Below are 2,639 nucleotides of genomic sequence, written 5' to 3' on the forward strand. Positions count from 1 at the left end.
TCGGTCGTTCGCCGTCTTCTTGCTGGCCACCGCGATCTCGATCGCGGCCAAGACCCTAACCTGACAGCTTGAGCGAGCCGCCCTCGGCGCGGAAACGCTCGAGCCGGGCCAGATAGCTCATCCCGAGCAGGGAGGCGCCCAGTCCGTCCTCGAACACCAGGGCGTGGACTTGCTCGACCCGCGCCGGACCTACGGCCAGCCAATCCAGCCGCACGGGCGCGGCGCGCACCTCGCCCGACGGCGTGCGAACCACTTCAGTGAAGGCGTCATCTTGAAGCGCGATGCCCAGCCGCTCGGCGTCCTCGCGGGTGAGAGAGACACGGGTGGCGCCTGTATCGACCAGGAAGCGGATCTCGCCGGCTCCGGTGTGACCGAGCGCCCAGAAATGCCCGTCGGAAGCCATCGGAATCACGGCCTCGCGGCCGATCTCGCGATCGACGGCCATGACGCCCCCGGCGGCGCTCAGCGCGGCGATCACGGCGGCCGAAACGATGGCGGCGGACTTGAGCATGAACGCGCTCCGGCACGGCCGTTTCTCGGCCTGACGCCCCGTCTTACCGCGTGCGGGTTTGCATCCCGTGAATCCGCGCGGCCGAATCCGCCCTGTCCCGCCGCTTCGGCAGTTCGGTCATCACCGCCGCGCGCGCCGCATCGTCCAGCCGGCTCCAGCTCGCGATCTCCTCAAGCGTCCGGAAGCAGCCGAGGCACAGGCTGCTTTGTCCGTCCACGATGCAGACGCGAACGCAGGGAGAGGCGATTTCGCTCATGACAAAAGATTTATGTTATCGCGGTTCTGATTACAAGACTGCAACGATTGAGGCAAGATTAGAGCGAATTTTTTTCTTCCATTTAACTTGAGCGTATCCGAACCCTCCCGCATCTGTTGTATCGCGCTTCCCCCGGCGCTCAGGAAATCAGACGGAGACTTCAAATGCGCCTGTTCATCACCTCCCTCGCCCTGGCTTCGGCCGCCCTCGCCAGCGCCGCCAACGCCCAGTCCGCCCGCATCTCCGACGCCGAATATGTCGCGCTGGCGCGATGCGCCGGCCTCGTCGAAGGCGCCGGCCTCGACACCCGGGACCTGGATCAGGAACTGCGCGCCGCCCGACGGGGCCGCGCCGACCATATCCGGGAACGCGCCACCAACGCCCGCGCCGAGGCTGCCTCCGAGGCGCGCAGCAACGACTCCGCCGACCTCGCCGCCGAGCGCGCCGCCTGCACGGCCTGATCCGAGCCCCTGCTCTTCATCACCTCCCCAGAAGGCCCCGGTGTTCCCCCGCCGGGGCCTTCGCTTGTCTGGGCGCGAGAGCAGCGGCACAGAGGAGGCATGAGCCTGATCCAAGTCGAACGCCGCGGCGCCGTCGCCCTGTTGACCCTCAATCGTCCGGAGCGGCTCAACGCCCTGCCGGATCTTGAGGACGGGGACGCCTTCGCCGGCGTCTGCGAAACGCTCAACGCCGACACCTCCGTCCGCTGCGCAGTCATGACGGGCGCGGGCCGGACCTTCTCCGCCGGCGGCGACCTCAAGGCCATGCGCGATCGGGCGGCGCTCTTCGCCGGCTCCGGCGCCGAGATTCGCGAACGCTACCGCCGCGTGGTCCATCGCATCGTCCGCTCTCTTTATGGCCTGGAGATCCCGCTGATCGCGGCGGTGAACGGCCCGGCCATGGGCCTGGGCTGCGACATTGCGGGCCTGGCTGACATCCGCATCGCCTCGACCGAGGCGCGTTTCGGCGTGCCCTTCGTGAAGCTCGGCATCATTCCCGGCGACGGCGGGGCCTGGCTCATGCCGCGCTATGCGGGCTACGCCCGTGCGGCGGAGCTGCTCTTTACCGGTAAAACCATCGACGCCGAGACGGCGCTGGCCTGGGGGATGGTCAACCGCGTCGTGGCGCACGACGACCTCATGTCCGAGGCGCTGGCGCTCGCTGACGAGATCGCCGCCCAGCCGGGCCAGGCGCTGCGCATGGCCAAGGCCCTGCTGCGTCAGGGCCGCGAGGCCAGCTTCGACCAGCTGCTCGAGATGTCCGCGGCCATCCAGGCCCTGGCCCATCTGACCGAGGACCATCACGAAGGCGTCACGGCTGCGCTGGAAAAGAGGCCGCCAAACTTCAACCGCTGAGGATTCAGCCATGATCGACCATCTGGGCGTGAGCGTCAGGGACTACGCGGCCTCCAAGGCCTTCTACGCGGCGGCGCTGAAGCCGCTGGGAATCGCGCAGATCATGGAGGTCGGCCCGGACCAGAACCCGTCGGGCTGGGCCTGCGGCTTCGGTTCGAACCACAAGCCCTACTTCTGGATCGGCGAAGGCAAGACGGTGGACGAGGGTTGCCACCTCGCCTTCCAGGCCCGGACGCGCGCGGAGGTCGACGCCTTCTACGAAGCCGCGCTGAAGGCCGGGGCGACCGACAATGGCGCTCCGGGCATCCGGGAAATCTACCACCCGAACTATTACGGGGCCTTCGTCCGGGACCTTAACGGCTTCAACCTCGAAGCCGTCTGCCACGCCCCGGAGTAGGCGTCAGGCCGCGCGCGCGTCCAGCCACCTGACTGCATCCGCGTCGCGGGCCGACAGGTCGGGATAGTCCGGGTCGGAGCCCACGTCCGGCACGCGCCGCCAGGAGCGGGCGCACTTGGG

Annotated in this window: 5 protein-coding genes; 3 read left to right on the forward strand and 2 right to left on the reverse strand. The window is 68.4% G+C overall.

Annotated features, from left to right (window positions below; genetic code table 11):
* Window positions 1-55 precede the first annotated feature (55 nt).
* Window positions 56-511, reverse strand: a complete 456-nt coding sequence (locus tag Q0M60_RS01795; protein WP_296815178.1) for a TIGR02281 family clan AA aspartic protease — start codon at window positions 509-511, stop codon at window positions 56-58.
* Between the two features lie 43 nt (window positions 512-554).
* Complete coding sequence (locus tag Q0M60_RS01800) at window positions 555-767, reverse strand: DUF1289 domain-containing protein (RefSeq protein ID WP_296815181.1); 213 nt, start codon at window positions 765-767, stop codon at window positions 555-557.
* A gap of 164 nt (window positions 768-931) precedes the next feature.
* Between Q0M60_RS01800 and Q0M60_RS01805 the strand changes: the two genes are divergently transcribed.
* From Q0M60_RS01805 to Q0M60_RS01815, 3 genes are all read left to right on the forward strand, one after another.
* A complete protein-coding gene (locus tag Q0M60_RS01805; RefSeq protein WP_296815184.1) occupies window positions 932-1,228 on the forward strand; it encodes a hypothetical protein in 297 nt (98 codons plus the stop codon).
* Window positions 1,229-1,327: 99 nt separating this feature from the next.
* Complete coding sequence (locus Q0M60_RS01810; protein WP_296815186.1) at window positions 1,328-2,122, forward strand: crotonase/enoyl-CoA hydratase family protein; 795 nt, start codon at window positions 1,328-1,330, stop codon at window positions 2,120-2,122.
* A 10-nt stretch (window positions 2,123-2,132) separates the two neighbouring features.
* The gene (locus Q0M60_RS01815) at window positions 2,133-2,519 is read left to right on the forward strand and encodes a VOC family protein (RefSeq protein WP_296815188.1); all 387 of its coding nucleotides are present in this window, start codon (window positions 2,133-2,135) and stop codon (window positions 2,517-2,519) included.
* Window positions 2,520-2,639: the final 120 nt, after the last annotated feature.

Origin of the sequence: Brevundimonas sp., assembly GCF_024711105.1 — a bacterium.
Lineage (GTDB): Bacteria > Pseudomonadota > Alphaproteobacteria > Caulobacterales > Caulobacteraceae > Brevundimonas.

Excerpts from the sequence above, each read along its gene's own strand:
- Q0M60_RS01795 (WP_296815178.1), bottom strand. The coding sequence starts at position 511 with ATGCTCAAGTCCGCCGCCATCGTTTCGGCCGCCGTGATCGCCGCGCTG.
- Q0M60_RS01800 (WP_296815181.1), bottom strand. The coding sequence starts at position 767 with ATGAGCGAAATCGCCTCTCCCTGCGTTCGCGTCTGCATCGTGGACGGA.
- Q0M60_RS01815 (WP_296815188.1), top strand. The coding sequence starts at position 2,133 with ATGATCGACCATCTGGGCGTGAGCGTCAGGGACTACGCGGCCTCCAAG.
- Q0M60_RS01805 (WP_296815184.1), top strand. The coding sequence starts at position 932 with ATGCGCCTGTTCATCACCTCCCTCGCCCTGGCTTCGGCCGCCCTCGCC.
- Q0M60_RS01810 (WP_296815186.1), top strand. The coding sequence starts at position 1,328 with ATGAGCCTGATCCAAGTCGAACGCCGCGGCGCCGTCGCCCTGTTGACC.